The sequence below is a fragment of the Pelagibius sp. genome, assembly GCF_965249265.1.
GTDB lineage: Bacteria > Pseudomonadota > Alphaproteobacteria > Kiloniellales > Kiloniellaceae > Pelagibius.
This window is the reverse complement of record NZ_OZ252224.1, coordinates 108,002-124,557: the sequence shown is the minus strand read 5'-3', so window position 1 is coordinate 124,557 and position 16,556 is coordinate 108,002. Positions and strand designations below refer to the sequence as shown.

Sequence of the window (16,556 nt, the reverse complement as noted above, 5' to 3'; positions counted from 1 at the left end):
CCTATCCTCCCTATGTTTTTCCGGCCCTGTCTTGGGCCCTGTCTTTCCTACCGGTGACCGTCTGTGCCCCCGCTCTCCGGGCAGGTTGCTTTGCACAATCGATAGTGCAAGGTTATTGGACTGGCGTTTTGAGTCAAGAGCGTTCATAGAGCAGGTTTGGGCCGAACGTGGCCAAATCAGGCAAAACCAGGACAGCAAACCTTGGATACGGTGAAAAAGACGACGATCTACGACCTGGCGCAGTTGACCGGCGCCTCACCGTCGACGGTCAGCGCTGCGCTGAACGGCACCTGGCGCCAGCGCCGGATCAAGGAAAGCACGGTCCGGCAGATTCAGAGCATCGCCGCGCAGCAGGGCTACCGGACCAATCTGCAGGCCCGCGGCCTGCGCCAGTCGCGCTCCGGCCTCGCCGGCCTCATCATGCCGATGTACGACAACCGCTTCTTCGCCTCCCTCGCCCAGTCTTTCGAGGTGGAGGCACGGCGCCGCGGACTCTGTCCGATCACCGTCAGCACCCACCGCGACCCGGAAGAAGAGCAACGCACGGCGGAGACCTTGATTTCCTATGCCGTCGACTCCCTCTTCGTCGCCGGCGCCACCGACCCGGACGCCATCAGCCGTCTCTGCCGCGACGCCGGCCTGCGCCATGTGAATGTCGATCTGCCCGGCAGCCTCGCGCCCTCGGTGATCTCCGACAACCATGCCGGCGCGGTGGCTCTGACCGAGGCGATGTTCGACGCAAGGCCCAAAGGCCAGGACCATGCGGACGAGCGGTTGAAAGGCCGGATCTATTTCCTTGGCGGGCGGGAGAAGGACTTCGCCACCAGCGAACGCATCGCCGGTTTCCGCGAAGTGGTGACACGGCGCAGCGGTCACTGTGCCGAGGAACAAATCGTCGCCACCGGGTACAATCCGGAAACCGTCGCCCGCCAGGCGCAGGTGCTGTTTCAGAATCCGGAGACGGCGCCCCGTGCGCTGCTGGTGAACTCCACCATCGCCTTTGAAGGCGGTCTCAGCTTTCTCGGCTCTCTGCCGCCCGAGACAGTCGAGAGCCTGGTGGTCGGCTGCTACGACTACGACCCCTTTGTCCGCTATCTGCGGTTCCCGGTGGTCATGGTGCGCCAGGACGTCGAGGGACTGATCCGCGAGGCTTTCCAGCTTCTGACCAGTGAGCCGCTGATCGCCGATTCAGCCGCACCAAAGATCATCAAAGTGAACCCGGCCCTGGTCACACCGGCCTGAAGCCGTCTACTCGGCATTATCTCTACTGTCTGGATCTCTGCTGCCCAGATCTCTACTACCGGGTTTTCCCGTCTCCGCCAGATCGTCGATCACCGTTCCCTGCCACAGACGCACGCCGGTGCGATAGGCAGCGCGGCCGATCATGTGGGCGGCGACCGGAGCGGTCAGCAGCAGGAACACGATGGCGGCGATGGCGCGGGCGATAGTGCCGACATCGCCGAAGTGAACCGCCACCGCGACCAGAATGAGACCACAGCCGAGAGTGCCGGCTTTGGTCGAGGCATGCATGCGGATCAGGACATCCGGAAGGCGCAGAACGCCGAGCGCCGCCGCGAGGGCGAAGAGCCCGCCGGCAAGCACGAAGAAGGCGGTGACGATCTCGGTCACGGCGCGCCCCCGTCACTGCTCGGATCACCATCGTCCTGGGAAAGGCTGCGCGCCCTGCGGCGCTCGGCAAAGCGGGCAAAAGCGATGGTGGCAAGAAAGGCGACCAGGGCCAGAGCGATGGCAACATCGAGGAAAGCTTCCTGCCCGGAGCCAATGGCAAAGAGCGCACAGAAGGCAACCGCCAGAACGGTGATGAGATCGAGCGCCACCACACGATCCGGCAGGCTCGGCCCGCGGGCCAGCCGCACAAAGGCAAGCACCATGGCCGCCATAATCAGGATAAAGCTGATGTCCACCGCCAGGCCGAGAATCGAACCGTCTTCAGGGATCATTCCAAAGCCTCCAGAACGCTGCGTTCGATGCCGGACTTAAGCGCCTTGCGCAGCACCTCGGCATCGTCGACGAACATGGCATGGACATAGAGCGTCTTGCGGTCCGGCGAGAGATCCAGACTGAGGGAGCCCGGGGTCAGGGAGATCAGATTTGCGACCAGCAGGATCTCCAGATCCTTTTCGGCATCCAGCGGCAGCGCGATGATCCCAGGGCGGCTGAGATGGGTCGGCGTGATCACGTCCCAGACCACCTGCAGGCTGGAAACCACCAGTTCGTAGATGAACAGCACAATCAGGCGCAGCACGCGCCAGACCCGGACGAAGTAGGCGTTGCGTCCGAAGAGGGGACTGGCGATCCAGAGCGCGACATAACCGATGCCGTAGCCGATCAGGAGATTGGCCAGGGTAAAACTGCCGACCAGGGCCGCCCAGCTCACGGCCAGAAAGACGTTCAGCGCGAAGACGTTCACGGCAGTCTCCCGATCACGGTTTCAACCCCGAGGACCGCCTCGACGTAAGCCGTCGGGTTAAGCAACTGTCCAGCCGATCGCTCGGCAAAGTCGACGAAAGGCTGCGGAAACAGGCCGATGACAACCGTCAGCCCGGCCAGGGCAAAGACCGGCAGCAACAGCATGCGCCGCTCCGAGCGCGCAAGATTCGTCAGGGCCGGCGTGGTGCCGTCGGGATGGGGTTTCCAGAAAGCCTCGGCCCAGATCTTGGTCATCGAAAAGATCGTCAGCAGGCCGACGACCAGCGCGGCGGCCGCAACGATGTAAGCCTCGACCTCCAGGCTCGCTTTCACCAGTACGTACTTCGCCCAGAAGCCGGAGAGCGGCGGGAAGCCGGCGAGCGAAAAGGCCGGTATCAGGAACAGCACGGCGAGCAGCGGGCTCGACTTGTAGAGGCCGCCGATGGCGGAAAGTTCGAAGGAGCCGGTGAGGCGGCGGGCGACGCCGCTGACGAGAAAGAGGTTCGCTTTCACGATGATGTGGTGGACGAGATAGAAGACCGCCCCGACCAGGGCCAGCGGTGTATAGAGCGCCAAGCCCAGAACCATGTAGCCGATCTGGCTGACGATGTGAAATGAGAGGATCTTGCGGAAGTCGCTCTGCGCGGCGGCCCCCAACACCCCCGTGACCATGGTCAGCACCGCCACCACCAGCAGCAGGCCGTGGGTGTAGTCGGTGTCGTTTGTGAACACCAGCGTGAACATGCGAATCAGCGCATAGACACCGACCTTGGTCAGCAGGCCGGCAAAGACCGCGGAGACCGCCACCGGCGGCGTGTGGTAGGAGGCCGGCAGCCAGAAGAACAGCGGGAAGACCGCCGCCTTCACTCCGAAGGCGACCATGAAAAGGATGGCGACCACGGTCAGCAGGCTCTGATTCTCGACCTCGCGCACGGCAAAGAAGAGGTCGGCCATGTTCAGCGTGCCGGTCATGCCGTAGAGCAGGCCGATGCCGGTGAGGAACATGACGGTGGAGACCAGGTTGAGGGTGACGTACTTGATGCCGCCGTCGATCTGCGCCTTGTCGCCGCCGAGGACCAAAAGGCCGAAAGAGGCGATCAGCATCACCTCGAACCAAACATAGAGATTGAAGATGTCGCCGGTGAGGAAGGCACCGCAGACACCGGCGAGCAGAACCTGGAACAGGGCGTGATAGCCCAGGGCTTCTCGCCGGGCATCGATGTCGGCCAGGGCATAGACAGCGACGGCAAGACCGGTGATGGCGGTGATGACCACCATCACGGCGGACAGGAGATCGGCGACCAGGGTGATGCCGAAGGGCGCCGGCCAGGTGCCCATCTGCGCGGCGACCACGCCTTCGTCGAGGACCGCCGCCATCAGCGCGGCGGAAGCGGCCAGCAACAGCAGACAGCCGACAACGCTCAGCCGGCGGCCGAGGGCGCCGCGGTCGCGCAGCAGGAAAGCCAGAACCGCCGTTGCGAAGGGCAGGACGATCGGCAGGGCCAGCAGCCAGCTCACGACGCCTCCCCTTCGGTTTTCGCCTGTGCTTTTTGGCCGCCCGATTCAGGCGCGGGCTCCGCATGGCGCATGGCATCGCTGTCCAGGGTGCCGAGGGCGAGATAGCCGCGATAAACCAGCACCAGGGCAAAAGCAAAGAGCCCGAAGCCGATGACGATCGCCGTCAGCACCAGGGCCTGCGGCAGGGCATTGGCCACCACGCCGACGGGCTCTGTCATGCCCTTGGGCACCAGCGGCGGCATCGCCGCGGTCAGGCGCCCGGAAACGAAGATCGTCAGGTTTGCTGCGTTGCTGAGGAGAACCAGGCCGAAGAGGAATCTGAGGACGTTGCGGGCCAACATCAGATAGACGCTGGCGGCCACCATCAGGCCGATGAGCAAGGCCAGAACCGATTCCATGATCAGACCTCCTCTTCCAAAGCCAGGACCAGCGTCAGAACGGAACCGACGACCACGAGATACACCCCGATGTCGAACAGCAGGACGGTACTGATCGGCAGGCCCTTGTCCCCCTCGCTGGCGCCGAGGAACAACCACTGACCGGTGAAAAAGGGGTCGCCGTCCAGCGCCGCCAGAACACCCGCCAGCAAGGCGATGCCAAGGCCGGTCATGGCGATGGTCCCGGGATCGACCCGCAAGGCCTTGCGCGCTGCGGTGGGTCCCTGGGCAATGGTGTAGAGCACGAAACCGACCCCCGCGAGCAGCCCGCCGATAAAGCCGCCGCCGGGTTCGTTGTGCCCGCGCAGCAGCATGTAGACTGAGAAGACCAGCATCAAGGCGACCAGCAACCGGGTCGCCACGCCGAGGATCAGGGAATTCATGACCGCTCCTCCGGCTGCGGACGGGACCGCTTGGTGCCGCGGATCAGGGCGTAGGCGCCCAGCGCGGCCACCACCACCACCGCGACTTCACCGAAGGTGTCGAGCGCGCGGAAGTCGACCAGGATCACGTTCACGATGTTGCGGCCGAAGGCCTCGGGAACGCTGGTGTCCTCGAAGTAGCCCGTAATGCGCCGGTCCATCGGTCCGGAGACGACGGAGAGCAGGATGGCGGAGACGACACCACCGACGCCAAGCGCCAGCACCGCATCCAGGCGTCGGAACCGCGGCCCCGTCTCCTGCTGCAGACTCGGCAGGCGCAGCATCACCACGGCCACCAGAACCACCACAAGGGTCTCCACCAGGAGCTGGGTGATCGCGACGTCCGGCGCCCCGAACATGACGAAGAGCATGGCCACCCCGACGCCCACCACGCCGAGGGCGCAGATTGCCGCCAGGCGTGACGTGACCACCGCCGTCATTAAGGCCCCGGCACCAATCAGCACAACGACGGCCCAGTGCTTCAACAAAGGCTGCGACCAATCGAAAGACAGGCGAAGCGCATCGGTGACAACGAAGGTCGCGGCGAGGACCAGGGCCATGCTGGCGAAGGTGACGAAGAGATAGCGCCTGAGAACACCGCCCTGCAGCAGCCGCGTCTGGACCGCGGCCAAGGACTTCAGCCCCTCCAGAATGGCATCCCAGGAACGGTCGCCTGTGGTCGGCAGGCGCGCCTCGACCCAGGAGAGCATGCCCCGAAGCCGCAGGTGAAAGAAGTAGAACGTCACGCCCAGGGCAAAGGTAAGCAGGCTGAGCATCAGCGGCACGTTGATGCCGTGCCAGAGCGCCAGTTTCACTTCTTCCGGACGCCCAAGGATCGCCGTGACCGCAGGCTGCACGAGGCTGTCGGCGATCAGCCCGGGCATCAGGCCGAAGGTCAGCCCCAGGGCCGCGAGGGTCACCGGGCCGATCCACATGCGCAAGGGTGCTTCCCTGGGGGCTTTCGGCGTCTCGAGCCGCCGGCCGTAGAAGGGGCGCAACGCGACGATACCGGCGACGGCGACCATCAGGGCATTGGCCAGCACAGCGGCGGAGGCGACGAACAGCGGTTCCGAAGCGATGGCGAGTGCGCCCTCATACTTCAGTTCCTTGCCGATGAAGCCGAGGAAGGGCGGGAACCCGGCCATCGACAGGGCCGCCGCCGCCGCAGCGGCAGCGGTTATCGGCATCGCTTTGGCAAGGCCGCCCAGTTTCTCCGCCTCACGGGTACCGGTGCGATAGTCGATGATCCCGATCACCATGAACAGGGACGCTTTATAGAACGAGTGAACGACCAGGAACGTAAGCGCCGCGGCGACGGCAACGGTCGCTTCGGCGCCCAGGAACATGGTGAGCGTGCCCAGCGCCATCACCGTCGTATAGGCCAGCGACAGTTTCAGATCGGTTTGCCGCAGCGCGATCACCGAAGCCGTCACCGCCGTCACAGCGCCGAAGATGGTCAAGGTCCAGATCCAGACCTCGGTCCCGCTCAGCGCCGGATGCATCCTGGCGAGCAGATAGATACCCGCCTTCACCATGGTCGCCGAGTGGAGGTAGGCGCTGACCGGTGTCGGCGCCGCCATAGCGTTGGGCAGCCAGAAGTGGAAGGGCACCTGGGCCGACTTGGTGAAGGCCCCCAGCAGAATGAGGATAAGAATCGGCAGATAGAGCGTATGGGCGCGGATCGCATCGCCCTGGGTCAGGATCTCCGACAATTCGAAGCTGCCGGCCGCGAAGCCCAAGAGGATGAGACCGGCCAGCAAGGCGAGCCCGCCCGCACCGGTCAACAACAGCGCCTGCAGTGCCGACCGCCGTGCCTTGGCGCCGGCATGGTCGAAACCGATCAGCAGATAGGAAGCGACGGTAGTGAGTTCCCAGAACACGAACAAGGTGATCAGGTTGTCGGCCAGCACCAACCCCAGCATCGCTACCATGAAGAACAGCAGATAGAAGACGAAGCGGCCGAAGTGCGCATGACCGGCGAGATAGACGCTGGAGTAAAGAGCGATGAAGGCCCCGATACCGCTGATCAGCAGGGCAAAGGTCAGGCTCAGGCCATCCAGAAGGAACGAAAGCCTGATGTCGAGGCTGGGCACCCAGTCGTAAGCCACCCGCAGCACCTCACCAGCGGAGATCGCCGGCAGGTAAAACAGAAAAGCGATGGTCAGCGCCGCCGGCGGCAGAACCGAAAGCCAGCCCAGAACGCCGGAAGAAGCCGGTGGCTTCCCGCCAGGAGCGGATTCCCGCCGATCCGGGTGCAGGTTGGGGCTGTTCATACCGGTTACGGCTTCTCGCGGAACTTAACGGGTGACGGGAAAGGTGAAGGGGAATAAGGCGTGGTAACCAGCGCTGCGGGACGGCTGGACCATAACTGATCTCAAGCGTCTCGGCCTAACGGAAATCCGGCGCTCCGCCAAGGCGGCGCTCAGGCCGGTCTTTTCGCACCGAGCCCAGGCCAAGCACCGAATCTGGTCCTTTGCACTGTCCGAAGAAGCGCCGAATCACGTCTGTCCCCTCCCTGCTGAAGATCACGCAGATCTACGCGACTGATCCTCGATATTGGGAGCATTACGCTCTGTCCCAATCGCCGAATCAACCGTTTTTGATAGTTTTCATCTATCAGGGAGTTTTGGGTTTGGCGTCAGCCGTTCCCGGCCTGCCTGCGCTCCAGTTTCTCGACGACGGTTTCGGGATCCGCATCCAGTTGCACCGGTGTCTTGAAGCCCGGCGGTTTTACCGCCAGAACCGAGCACTCAACCTGGTTCAGGATCGACTCCGCCGTGTTGCCGACAAAGAAGCCGCGGATCCCGGTGCGCCCCACCGTTCCCATCACGATCAGATCGACGTTGTTGCTTTTGGCAAACGCCGGGATCACATCGCGCGCCTCGCCTTTCAACAGGTGAACCTGGCGCTCGCGGCCGCCGGTTTCCGGGCCGTCGGTTTCCGGGCCGTCAATTTCAGGGCCGTCAATTTCAGGATAGTCGAACAGCAGGCTCTTCAGCTTTTGGTGACTCTGCCTTCTCTTCTCCTCGATCATCTTTTCGATGGTCTCTTTGGAAACCCGGGTGAATGCGCTGTGACGCAGCGCGTTCTCGCCGTCCAAATGCCAGACGTTTACGACATGCAACTCACTGCCCTCAGCCGCTGAGAGGGAGGTCGCGAGATCCATCACAAGGGAGTCGAGCGCGGAGCGCTGCTCATCCATGGGGTCCGGATCGACAGCCGCCAAGACCCGCGCATACTTGGGTTGGCTACCCTGTTTCATCATCCAGACCGGACAGGGGCACTTGCGCAGTATGTGCAGATCGTCACCGGCAAAGAACAGACCCTTGCCGCCGCTCTCCTCCGTCACGCCCTTCATCACCAGATCATGACCGTGACGCAGCACCCTGCGGACAATCTCGATGAAGGGAATGCCCTGCAGCACCACCTCGCTGGTTTCGATACCCTCGGATTTTATCGGTCCGCCGATCTGCGCGAGGCGGGCTTTGTGGAACGCCAGAACCTCCTGCTCTATGTCGTATCCGGAACCACTGGGACCAGAATCACTGGAACCGGACTCACCGGCGGCGGAATCCCCGGGAAGAGCGCCATAGAGGCTGGCAAGTTCGCCCGGCGTCGCCTCGATGACGTCCACAAGGGTGATACGGGCCGCATTGGTCTTGGCAAGCCAGATCGCCCTTCCGATCAACGACTCATGCAGGCTCTCCTCGTCACAAACCAGCAGGATGTTCTTGAATCTCTGCATCCCGGCAGTCCTCCCATCCCATGCAGAAAGGCCGCTCTTCGCAGAGCGGTCGCAGCAGCCAATTCAGTGGGCCTGGATCAAAAATGACCTTGAAAAGCCGTTAGGGCCAATCGAAGTTAAAGAGCGCTTCGATAGTTATTTCCTTTCGAAAACCTAGCCTTCAAGGAAAGGGACCACCGCGTGCCGACCCTCCAACAGCTTCGCTATCTCGTCGCCGTCGGCGAGACCCTGCATTTCCGCCGCGCCGCGGAGATGACGCACGTGACCCAGCCCACCTTGAGCGGACAACTGCGGGAGCTGGAGGAAAAACTCGGCGTTCAGCTTGTCGAGCGCAGCCGCGCGAAGGTCATCCTGACCCCCATCGGGCAGGAGGTCGTCACCCGGGCCCGGGCGGTGCTGCGCGACGTGCAGGATATCATCGAACTGGCCAAACAAGGGCAGAGCCTGCTCGGCGGCACCATCCGGGTCGGCGTGCTCCATACCCTGGGTCCTTACCTGCTGCCCCACATTCTGCCGGAACTGCACCGCAGCTTCCCGGCCCTGAAACTCTATGTCCGTGAGGCGATGCCCCAGGCGCTGCTGTCGGGCATCGACGAAGGCAACCTGGATCTGCTGTTCTTTCCCTTGCCGGTCAAAGGGGCCGACCTGCAGACCGCGCGGCTGTTCCGTGAACCGCTCAGCGTGGTGGTGCCGAGTGATCATCGCCTGGCCTCGAAGGAAAAGATCGATCGCGACGACCTGAAGGATGAAACGGTTCTCACCCTCGAACGCGGCTATCGCCTGCATGATCAGGTGCACGAAATCTGCGAGCAGTACGGCGCCCATATGTCGCTGGACTACGAAGGCACCAGCCTCGACACACTTCGCCTGATGGTCGGCATGGGCATGGGGCTGTCGCTTCTTCCGGCCCTCTACATCCGTTCCGAAGTTCAGCAGGACGACCAGGTCGTGGCCCGCCCTCTGCGCAGCCGCGCACCCTATCGCATGATCGGCATGATCTGGCGCCGAAAGTCCGCGCGCCAGCATGAATTCGTCGCCCTCGCGGAAATGGTGCGCGGCATCCTCAAGACCCGCCTGCCCGAAATCACCGTCATGCAATAGCGCGCCGAGATCGGCGTCGCGGGCAGGAAAGTTTTTCAAGTCTTGTCTCTGCGTTTGGGACACTGCCGAAAACGATTGCGCATTTCTATCAAAGCGTTGCCCCGGAAAGACCGGGCATCAGAGGCCGAAAGCGCTTATTCGTAGGCGTTGGAAGAGCACTGTCTCGCACCGGCATCTCCAAGTCTGTATTGCTTCATTGCAGCGAGAACGAGATGGAGAATCGTTTTGGCCAAGCCGGCAACCGAGAGCGGTGAAGGCGGTCAAAAAAGGAGCAACCTCCGGTCTAACCTATGACAGTGCTTTGCTGTGACTCCGAAACTTTCCAAGCGTTGTCCCAACGGACTGCATCGTTATCCCGCCGCAGAATCCAGAGCCAATAACGACAGGCCGCTAATATAGGCAAAGCCGATCACGGCGCTTGTTGTATTTACCCTCCCCTGGCGACACATGTCTCGCGAACAACCGCGGCGGCTGATGACATCGGCGGGGGAGAGAACAGCATGGCCTATGAGCCGCAAGCGCCTTACGCAATACGACAGTTTGAATTCGACGTTCTGATTCCGATCGAACTCTTCGGCGTCGACGTGTCTTTCACGACCTCGGCGCAGGCGATGCTGACCACCACCATCCTGGTCAGCTTCATTCTGATCTTCGGCATGCGCAAGGGCGCAATGGTGCCTGGCCGGCTGCAGTCCTTTGTGGAGACGGTTTATACCTTCGTCGCACGCACCGTGGTGAAGACCGCGGGGCAGGAAGCGCGCGACGCCATCCCTTTCGTCTTCACGCTCTTCATCTTCATTCTGTTCGGCAGCCTCCTGGGCCTGACGCCGGTGAAATTCACCCTGACCAGCCATCTGATCGTGACGCTGGCCCTGGCCCTGCTGGTGTTCGCCTACGTCAACACCCTGGCGCTGCGCAAAAGCGGCCTCGGCTTCTTCCAGATCTTTTTACCCGCCGGCACGCCGCTTTACCTGGCGCCGCTTCTGGTCGTTATCGAGTTCATCTCCTACCTGTTCCGGCCCATCACCCTGGGGGTGCGGATCTTCGCCAACATTCTGGCCGGTCACATCATGATCAAGCTCTTCGCCGACTTCTGCGTGATGCTGATCGACGCGCTTGGAGTAACCGGGTACGGCGTTTCCATCCTCCCGATCGTCATGATGGTCGTCCTCTATGGCTTTGAGGTCATGATCTTCCTGGTCCAGGCCTACATCTTCATGCTGATCACCTCGCTCTACATCCGTGACGCCTTACACGGTCACTGACAAACCCATCCCTGCATCTCTTCTGTAACAAAAGGAAAACATGACATGACTGATGATGGCATCAGACTCCTGGCGGCGGCCATCGCGCTGATCCCGCTGCTCGGTGTCGCCCTGGCTCTCGGCAAGATCTTCTCCGACTGGATTTCTTCCGTCGCCCGCAATCCGGGCGCCGGCGAAGTGGTCCAGCCGGTGGGGCTGCTCGGCTTCGCCCTCACCGAAGCGATCGCGCTCTTCGCGTTGATCGTCGCCTTCATCATTCTCTTCGTCGGATGATCCGGCAACCCGATGGATAAGCCTCACCCGGTCACCGCCCGCGCCGCCCAAACAGCCCTGGCGCGGGCGGCCGGTCAGGGGCCGGTGTTCAGGCCATCTCCCCAAAAAGAGGAAGCACCAGAACCAGCCCGGAGGCGATGACCGGCCGGGCTGTCGAACACGTGAAAGGCCGGCAATTGCGCAGGTGCCGTGATTAGCGGTAAAACTGCCGCATGGTGGCCTATACCTATGACTTCTCGCTGGTTGTGGCTGCGGTCTTCGTCTCTTTCATGGCGGCCTTCACCGGGCTGGCCCTGACCAAGGGGATATCGCAGCTTCCGATCAATGCGCGCAAGACTCTGGTTGTCATGTCCGCCTTCGTGCTGGGCGGCGGCATCTGGTCCATGCATTTCGTGGCGATGCTCGCCATGGACTTTCCGATCGCTATTTTTTACGACACCCTTCTCACCCTGGGATCGGCCCTGATCGCCATTCTGCTGGTCGGCCTGGCCCTGCTGCTGATGCACTTCAGGACCCGCAGCCCCGGCAACATGGTGGCGGCCGGCATCCTGCTGGGCAGCGGCATCATCGCCATGCACTTCCTGGGGATCAACGGCATGCGGGGCTGCCTGCCGGTCTTCGAACTGCCGGGCAAGATAATCGCCATCATCCTGGCCGCTGTGATGGGCGTGGCGGCTGTCTGGGTGGCTTACGGCAAGCGCACCAAACAGAACATCGTGGCGGGCACCCTCGTCTTCGGCCTCTCGGTGGTGGTGGTCCACTTCTCCGCCATGTACTGGACCGGGTTCCTGCCGCAGCCGGCGCCCGAAGCCATGACCGCCTCTCTGGAGAACAGCACCCTGGCCATCATCGTGACCCTGGCGGCCTTCGTGATCTGCGGCACCTTCCTGTTGTCGGCGGTAACCTTCATCGCCCCCGGCGCCGGTGCGGCCGAAACGCCGCAGCCCGGCGGCGAGCCGGACCCGCTGCCGGAGACGGCGGATGCTGCAGCGCAACCAACCGCAGCGGCGGCGCCATCAAACGGGGCGGCACCGATCCGCTACGACCCGGTCGAAGTGCGCATTCCCTACGAGCGCCACAAGAAAACCTACTTCATCTCCAGCGACGCCATCGCCGCCGTGCGCGCCGAAGGACGCTATACCTATCTCTATGCCGAGAACGAGAAGCTGTTCTGTCCCTGGTCGATCTCCGAGGCGGAAAAGCGGCTGCCCGCAAGCCAGTTTCACCGCACCCACCGCAGCTATCTGGTGAACATCCTGCATGTCACCAGCTTTGAAAGGCGCAAGGACAAAGCGGCCTGCCTTTTCGAGGCTTTTGCCCATCTGCCGGCGGTTCCGGTCAGCCGCACACGCATCGATCCCTTGCGAGAGGCCTTGGGCCTCTAGAGCCAATTCGCCGCCGCAGTTCGTTCCCCATATGCGCAGTTCGTGACAGACAGCGCCCTTCTAGTGCGAAACGGCCTGCCGCCCACTCCGGCCCTGGTCTTTACTTGTGTGAAGAAATTCGACCGCACGTCAAAGGTGCGGCAGAGAACCATCAGGATCGGGAGGTTAGGAATGATACCAGGTGCTTTCGAGTACCATCGGCCGGAGTCCGTCGGCGCCGCCGTGAAGCTGTTGGCAGAACTCGGCGAGGAATCCCGCGTCATCGCCGGCGGCCACAGCCTGATACCCATGATGAAGCTGCGCATGGCCGACCTGAGCCATCTCATCGATCTGCAGAAGATCGACGATTTGAAGGGTATACGCATCGAGGGCGGCCGCATCACCATCGGCGCCATGACGACCCAGCACGAGCTGATCACAAATGCTGCACTGCAAGATGCCGCGCCCATTCTGCGCGAGGCGGCGCTGCAGATCGCCGATCCCCAGGTCCGCTATGTCGGCACCCTCGGCGGCAACGTGGCGAACGGCGACCCCGGCAACGACATGCCCGGCCTGATGCAGTGCCTGGATGCCAGCTTCACCCTGGTCGGCCCCGATGGCGAGCGCCAGGTCGCCGCGCGGGACTTTTATGAAGCCGCTTATTTCACAGCGCGCGCCGACGAGGAGATCCTGACCGCTGTTTCCTTCGACGCGCCGCAAGGCGGCTACGCCTACGAAAAACAGAAGCGTAAGATCGGCGATTATGCGACCGCAGCGGCGGCGGTGCTGATCGCCAGGAACGGCGATCGCTGCACCGCGGCCTCCATCGCCATGACCAATCTGGCCGACACGCCGACCTACAGCGCCGAAGCCGGCGCCGCGCTGGTCGGCAGCGGTCTCGACGATGAGGCGGTCAAGGCAGCGGTGACCGCGGCCCTCAACGCCATCGAGCCGGCGGAAGACAACCGCGGACCGGTGGAGTTCAAAATGCATGTTGCCGGCGTCATCCTGCGCCGCGCCATCGACCGCGCCTGGTCGCGCGCCTGAGTTTGGGAGGACCCCCATGGCAAAAACACATCTGAAAATGACCGTAAACGGCCAGGCTGTTGAAACGCTGGCCGAACCGCGCGAACTGCTGATCCATGTGCTGCGCGAGAAGCTGGGTATCAAAGGCCCGCACATCGGGTGCGAGACCTCTCACTGCGGCGCCTGCACCGTCGATATGGACGGCAAGTCGGTAAAGGCCTGCACCGTCTTCGCCGCCCAGGCCGACGGCGCCGATGTCACCACCATCGAAGGGCTCGGCGGCCCGGACAACCTGCATGTGCTGCAGGAGATGTTCCGCGAGCACCACGGCCTGCAGTGCGGTTACTGCACCCCGGGCATGATCACCCGCGCCCACCGCCTGTTGCAGGAGAATCCGAACCCGAGCGAAGAGGAGGTGCGCTTCGGCATGGCCGGCAACCTCTGCCGCTGCACCGGCTATCAGAATATCGTCAAAGCGATCCTGGCGGCCGCCGCCGAGATGGCCGCGGCCAAGGAGGCAGCTCAATGAACGAAATGACGCCCCCGAAGCACGAACGCTCCGCCGCCCTCAAAGGTCTGGGCACCGCCCGCAAGCGCGTCGAGGACGTGCGCTTCACCCAGGGCAAGGGCAACTACGTCGACGACATCCAACAGCCGGGCATGCTGTTCGGGGATTTCGTCCGCTCCCCCTATGCCCACGCGCGCGTGAAGTCGATCAATGCCGAGGCGGCGCTCGCCCTGCCCGGCGTCGTCGCCGTTCTCACCGCCAAGGACCTGGAGCCGCTCAGCCTGCACTGGATGCCGACCCTGGCCGGCGACAAGCAGATGGTGCTGGCCGACGGCAAGGTGCTGTTCCAAGGCCAGGAGGTCGCCTTCGTCATCGCCGAGGACCGCTACATCGCCGCCGACGCAGTGGAGCTGGTCGAAGTCGACTACGAGGAACTGCCGGTGCTGGTCGATCCCATGAAGGCCGAGCTGCCCGATGCGCCTGTTCTGCGCGAAGACATCGCCGATACTTTGGAAGGCGCCCACGGGCCGCGCCGCCATCCCAACCATATCTTCACCTGGGAACAGGGCGACAAGGCGGCGACCGAGGCAGTCATTGCCGAGGCGCCGGTGGTGGCCGAGGAGATGGTCTATTACCACCGCACCCACCCCTGCCCGCTGGAGACCTGCGGCTGTGTCGCCTCCATGGACAAGGTGAACGGCAAGCTGACGGTCTGGGGCACCTTTCAGGCGCCGCACGTGGTGCGCACCGTGGCCTCGCTGCTGTCGGGCATCGCCGAGCACAACATCCGCATCATCTCGCCGGACATCGGCGGCGGCTTCGGCAACAAGGTCGGCGTCTATCCCGGTTACGTCTGTTCCATCGTCGCTTCCATCGTCACCGGCAAGCCGGTGAAGTGGATCGAGGACCGCATGGAAAACCTCATGTCCACCGCCTTTGCGCGGGACTACTGGATGAAGGGCAAGATTGCCGCGACAGCGGACGGCAAGATCACCGGCCTGTGGTGCCACACCACGGCGGACCACGGCGCCTTCGACGCCTGTGCCGATCCGACCAAGTTTCCGGCCGGCTTCATGAACATCTGCACCGGATCCTACGATATCCCGACCGCCTATCTGGCCGTCGACGGCATCTATACCAACAAAGCGCCGGGCGGCGTTGCCTACCGCTGTTCCTTCCGGGTGACGGAAGCCGCCTACTTCATCGAGCGGATGATCGAGGTTCTGGCCATCAAGCTGGGCATGGACGCCGCCGAGCTGCGCGCCAAGAACTTCATCAGGAAAGATCAGTTCCCCTATAACTCCGCACTCGGCTGGGAATACGATTCGGGCGATTATCACACCGCCTGGGACAAGGCCCTGAAGGCCGTCGACTACGCGGGGCTGCGCAGAGAACAGGCCGAACGGCTGGAGGCCTTCAAGCGCGGCGAAACCCGCAAGCTGATGGGCATCGGCCTCACCCACTTCACCGAGATCGTCGGCGCCGGGCCGGTGAAGAACTGCGACATCCTGGGCATGGGCATGTTCGATTCCTGCGAGATCCGCATTCACCCGACCGGCTCGGCCATCGCCCGCCTCGGCACCATCTCGCAGGGCCAGGGCCATGCCACCACCTTCGCCCAGATCCTGGCGAGCGAGACCGGCATTCCCGCCGACGATATCACCATCGAGGAAGGCGACACCGACACTGCACCCTACGGCCTCGGTACCTACGGCTCGCGCTCAACGCCGGTGGCCGGTGCGGCGACGGCGCTTGCCGGACGGAAGATCCGCGCCAAGGCACAGATGATCGCCGCCTATCTGCTGGAGGTGCACGACAATGACATCGAATGGGATGTCGATCGTTTCGTGGTCAAGGGCGCGCCCGAGCGCTTCAAGACCATGAAGGAAATCGCCTACGCCGCCTACAACCAGGCGATCCCGGGCGTCGAACCGGGCCTTGAGGCGGTCAGCTACTACGACCCGCCCAACATGACCTATCCCTTCGGCGCCTATATCTGCGTGCTGGATATCGACGTGGATACGGGCGAGGCCGAGGTGCGAAAGTTCTACGCGCTGGACGACTGCGGCACGCGGATCAACCCGATGATCATCGAGGGCCAGGTGCACGGTGGCCTGACCGAAGCGCTCGCCATCGCCATGGGGCAGGAAATCGCCTACGACGAAATCGGCAACGTCAAGACCGGCACCCTGATGGACTTCTTCCTGCCGACAGCCTGGGAGACGCCGAACTACACCACCGACTACACCGAGACCCCGAGCCCGCACCACCCGATCGGGGCGAAGGGTGTGGGCGAGAGCCCCAACGTCGGCGGCGTTCCCTGCTTCTCCAATGCGGTGAACGATGCCTTCCGGGCCTTCGGTTTGACCCACACGCAGATGCCCCATGATCACTGGCGGATCTGGAAGACCGCCCATGATCTTGGGCTGCATGCATAAGCGGGAAGCGGGCGCGGGATCGTCTTTCC

At 63.2% G+C, this 16,556-nt stretch carries 16 protein-coding genes; 8 read left to right on the top strand and 8 right to left on the bottom strand.

The window, feature by feature from the left end:
- The first annotated feature begins 210 nt into the window (after positions 1-210).
- Positions 211-1,242 carry a LacI family DNA-binding transcriptional regulator gene (locus ACP146_RS00595; RefSeq protein ID WP_422369605.1) on the top strand — a complete coding sequence of 344 codons (1,032 nt, stop codon included), beginning with the start codon at positions 211-213 and terminating at the stop codon, positions 1,240-1,242.
- A gap of 6 nt (positions 1,243-1,248) precedes the next feature.
- Here the strand turns inward: ACP146_RS00595 and mnhG are convergent, their stop codons facing one another.
- The 8 genes from mnhG to ACP146_RS00555 form a co-directional block, all read right to left on the bottom strand.
- The gene (gene mnhG / locus ACP146_RS00590; protein WP_422364819.1) at positions 1,249-1,629 is read right to left on the bottom strand and encodes a monovalent cation/H(+) antiporter subunit G; all 381 of its coding nucleotides are present in this window, start codon (positions 1,627-1,629) and stop codon (positions 1,249-1,251) included.
- Positions 1,626-1,961 (bottom strand): monovalent cation/H+ antiporter complex subunit F, encoded by a 336-nt coding sequence (locus ACP146_RS00585; RefSeq protein ID WP_422364818.1) that lies wholly within the window; start codon positions 1,959-1,961, stop codon positions 1,626-1,628. Before ACP146_RS00585 ends, mnhG begins: the two co-directional genes overlap by 4 nt.
- Positions 1,958-2,431 (bottom strand): Na+/H+ antiporter subunit E, encoded by a 474-nt coding sequence (locus ACP146_RS00580; RefSeq protein WP_422364817.1) that lies wholly within the window; start codon positions 2,429-2,431, stop codon positions 1,958-1,960. The genes ACP146_RS00585 and ACP146_RS00580 overlap by 4 nt, the downstream gene beginning before the upstream one ends.
- Positions 2,428-3,948 (bottom strand): Na+/H+ antiporter subunit D, encoded by a 1,521-nt coding sequence (locus tag ACP146_RS00575; protein WP_422364816.1) that lies wholly within the window; start codon positions 3,946-3,948, stop codon positions 2,428-2,430. The genes ACP146_RS00580 and ACP146_RS00575 overlap by 4 nt, the downstream gene beginning before the upstream one ends.
- Positions 3,945-4,346 (bottom strand): Na+/H+ antiporter subunit C, encoded by a 402-nt coding sequence (locus ACP146_RS00570; protein WP_422364815.1) that lies wholly within the window; start codon positions 4,344-4,346, stop codon positions 3,945-3,947. Before ACP146_RS00570 ends, ACP146_RS00575 begins: the two co-directional genes overlap by 4 nt.
- 2 nt (positions 4,347-4,348) lie before the next feature.
- Positions 4,349-4,768: a Na+/H+ antiporter subunit B gene (locus ACP146_RS00565; protein ID WP_422364814.1), complete on the bottom strand. Its 420-nt coding sequence runs from the start codon at positions 4,766-4,768 to the stop codon at positions 4,349-4,351.
- Positions 4,765-7,080, bottom strand: a complete 2,316-nt coding sequence (locus tag ACP146_RS00560) for a putative monovalent cation/H+ antiporter subunit A (RefSeq protein ID WP_422364813.1) — start codon at positions 7,078-7,080, stop codon at positions 4,765-4,767. Before ACP146_RS00560 ends, ACP146_RS00565 begins: the two co-directional genes overlap by 4 nt.
- A gap of 365 nt (positions 7,081-7,445) precedes the next feature.
- Positions 7,446-8,552 (bottom strand): universal stress protein, encoded by a 1,107-nt coding sequence (locus tag ACP146_RS00555; RefSeq protein ID WP_422364812.1) that lies wholly within the window; start codon positions 8,550-8,552, stop codon positions 7,446-7,448.
- 180 nt (positions 8,553-8,732) lie between these two features.
- Between ACP146_RS00555 and ACP146_RS00550 the strand changes: the two genes are divergently transcribed.
- The 7 genes from ACP146_RS00550 (at position 8,733) to ACP146_RS00520 (ending at position 16,527) form a co-directional block, all read left to right on the top strand.
- The gene (locus ACP146_RS00550; RefSeq protein ID WP_422364811.1) at positions 8,733-9,653 is read left to right on the top strand and encodes a LysR substrate-binding domain-containing protein; all 921 of its coding nucleotides are present in this window, start codon (positions 8,733-8,735) and stop codon (positions 9,651-9,653) included.
- 500 nt (positions 9,654-10,153) lie between these two features.
- Entirely contained in the window at positions 10,154-10,918 is a 765-nt protein-coding gene (locus tag ACP146_RS00545; protein WP_422364810.1) for a F0F1 ATP synthase subunit A, read from the top strand.
- 45 nt (positions 10,919-10,963) lie between these two features.
- Positions 10,964-11,191: an ATP synthase subunit C family protein gene (locus ACP146_RS00540; RefSeq protein WP_422364809.1), complete on the top strand. Its 228-nt coding sequence runs from the start codon at positions 10,964-10,966 to the stop codon at positions 11,189-11,191.
- Positions 11,192-11,403: 212 nt separating this feature from the next.
- Positions 11,404-12,576 (top strand): MHYT domain-containing protein, encoded by a 1,173-nt coding sequence (locus ACP146_RS00535; protein WP_422364808.1) that lies wholly within the window; start codon positions 11,404-11,406, stop codon positions 12,574-12,576.
- 171 nt (positions 12,577-12,747) lie between these two features.
- Positions 12,748-13,602 carry an FAD binding domain-containing protein gene (locus ACP146_RS00530; RefSeq protein ID WP_422364807.1) on the top strand — a complete coding sequence of 285 codons (855 nt, stop codon included), beginning with the start codon at positions 12,748-12,750 and terminating at the stop codon, positions 13,600-13,602.
- Positions 13,603-13,618: 16 nt separating this feature from the next.
- The gene (locus tag ACP146_RS00525; RefSeq protein WP_422364806.1) at positions 13,619-14,110 is read left to right on the top strand and encodes a (2Fe-2S)-binding protein; all 492 of its coding nucleotides are present in this window, start codon (positions 13,619-13,621) and stop codon (positions 14,108-14,110) included.
- The gene (locus ACP146_RS00520; RefSeq protein ID WP_422364805.1) at positions 14,107-16,527 is read left to right on the top strand and encodes an aerobic carbon-monoxide dehydrogenase large subunit; all 2,421 of its coding nucleotides are present in this window, start codon (positions 14,107-14,109) and stop codon (positions 16,525-16,527) included. The genes ACP146_RS00525 and ACP146_RS00520 overlap by 4 nt, the downstream gene beginning before the upstream one ends.
- The last annotated feature ends 29 nt before the right edge of the window (positions 16,528-16,556 follow it).

Bases quoted from the DNA above. Each gene is read 5' to 3' on its own strand.
- ACP146_RS00560 (WP_422364813.1), bottom strand. From the start codon at position 7,080: ATGAACAGCCCCAACCTGCACCCGGATCGGCGGGAATCCGCTCCTGGC.
- ACP146_RS00540 (WP_422364809.1), top strand. From the start codon at position 10,964: ATGACTGATGATGGCATCAGACTCCTGGCGGCGGCCATCGCGCTGATC.
- ACP146_RS00570 (WP_422364815.1), bottom strand. From the start codon at position 4,346: ATGGAATCGGTTCTGGCCTTGCTCATCGGCCTGATGGTGGCCGCCAGC.
- ACP146_RS00525 (WP_422364806.1), top strand. From the start codon at position 13,619: ATGGCAAAAACACATCTGAAAATGACCGTAAACGGCCAGGCTGTTGAA.
- ACP146_RS00585 (WP_422364818.1), bottom strand. From the start codon at position 1,961: ATGATCCCTGAAGACGGTTCGATTCTCGGCCTGGCGGTGGACATCAGC.
- ACP146_RS00520 (WP_422364805.1), top strand. From the start codon at position 14,107: ATGAACGAAATGACGCCCCCGAAGCACGAACGCTCCGCCGCCCTCAAA.
- ACP146_RS00555 (WP_422364812.1), bottom strand. From the start codon at position 8,552: ATGCAGAGATTCAAGAACATCCTGCTGGTTTGTGACGAGGAGAGCCTG.
- ACP146_RS00565 (WP_422364814.1), bottom strand. From the start codon at position 4,768: ATGAATTCCCTGATCCTCGGCGTGGCGACCCGGTTGCTGGTCGCCTTG.
- ACP146_RS00545 (WP_422364810.1), top strand. From the start codon at position 10,154: ATGGCCTATGAGCCGCAAGCGCCTTACGCAATACGACAGTTTGAATTC.
- ACP146_RS00530 (WP_422364807.1), top strand. From the start codon at position 12,748: ATGATACCAGGTGCTTTCGAGTACCATCGGCCGGAGTCCGTCGGCGCC.
- ACP146_RS00535 (WP_422364808.1), top strand. From the start codon at position 11,404: ATGGTGGCCTATACCTATGACTTCTCGCTGGTTGTGGCTGCGGTCTTC.